Origin of the sequence: Sphingomonas sp. FUKUSWIS1 (assembly GCF_000733135.1) — a bacterium.
In the GTDB taxonomy this organism is placed as follows: domain Bacteria; phylum Pseudomonadota; class Alphaproteobacteria; order Sphingomonadales; family Sphingomonadaceae; genus Sphingomonas; species Sphingomonas aerolata.
The window spans coordinates 53,525-54,789 of the sequence record NZ_JPJC01000249.1; the positions used below are offsets into that span (position 1 = coordinate 53,525).

Consider the following 1,265-nt stretch of genomic DNA (forward strand, 5'->3'; position numbering starts at 1 on the left):
CATGCACGCCTATTTCCTGCGCGCCGGCACCGAGACGCAACCGATCATCTTCCGGGTAGAGCGTGATTTCGACGGCAAGTCGTTCGCGAACCGCCGCGTCACCGCCAGCCAGAACGGCGCGACGATCCTGACGCTGGCCGCATCGTTCCAGCGCCCGGAAGCCGGCCTGGAGCATGCGGTCGCGATGCCCGACCTTCCCCCGCCAGAGGAACTGCGCTCGCTCGACATCCTCGCTGGTGACTATGCGGGTATCTCCGCGCAAGCCGTCGCGTTCCTCTCTAAGCCGTCCGCCTTCGATATCCGGCCCTGCGGCGTTCCCGCGTTCCTCCAGACCAAGCCCGGCACGCCCGTATCCCATGTCTGGATCCGGTTTCGAGGAAGCGTGCCAACCGATCCCGTCGTGCGCCGCGGCGTGCTCGCCTATCTGTCCGATTATGCGCTGCTCAGTGCGTCGCTGATCCCGCACGGCGTCAACATGTTCGAGCACAGCATGCAGACCGCGAGCCTCGATCACGCAATGTGGTTCCACGACGACGTGCCGCTGGACGATTGGCTGCTCTATACCAGCGAAAGCGCGTGGTCAGGACATGGCCGCGGCATCGCACGCGGTGTCTTCCATAGCCGCGATGGGCGAGCGATCGCGCATGTCACGCAAGAGGGATTGATCCGGATGCGGCCCGATCTCGCGCCACGTACGACGATCCCGCATATGCCCTGATCGGTGCGCCCCGGATCGGGTCGCCGCGCAAAACCATGTTGACAGCGCATTTGTACGGACATTAGGATCATCTTACGCCAGTGAAGCTGGTTCCAGGATGTCGCGCCGCGCAAGACGGACGATCCCAATCGATGAGGATGTCTGTATGCGTCATTCGTACGCCGTATCGCTGTGCGCGTTGCTAGCCGTGCTGCCATCGGCAGCGCAGGCGCAGACGGCGTCGCCGCTCGATACCGATCCGTCGTACCAGACGATGCTGGCGCTGATCGACGAGATGGTCGAGAACAAGCTGGTCAGCCGCGAGCGCGCCGATACGCTGATCGCCAATGCCAAGGCGAAAGCCGGCCGTGCGCTTGCCGCGAATGCCCCACCTCCGGCCGCTGCGCCATCAACGGCCCCGCAACTGGCAGCGCCTGTGCCAGCACCCCCGTCAGCGGCCCCGACCCGCGTGCAGGTCGCCAACCAGACGGCCGATCCCGGCGCGAAGATCGCTCCCGTGCCGGTCGGCAACCCGCAGGTCGTGAACGCCGGCGGGGTCGCGCTGCCC

Annotated in this window: 2 protein-coding genes; both read left to right on the forward strand. The window is 65.8% G+C overall.

The genetic code is table 11. The annotated features are described in order from the left end of the window. A partial coding sequence (locus sphsw_RS18460) for an acyl-CoA thioesterase (protein ID WP_042467513.1) occupies positions 1–718 on the forward strand: 718 nt, incomplete at its 5' end. A gap of 145 nt (positions 719–863) precedes the next feature. Further along, a partial coding sequence (locus sphsw_RS19940; RefSeq protein ID WP_031441430.1) for a putative porin occupies positions 864–1,265 on the forward strand: 402 nt, incomplete at its 3' end.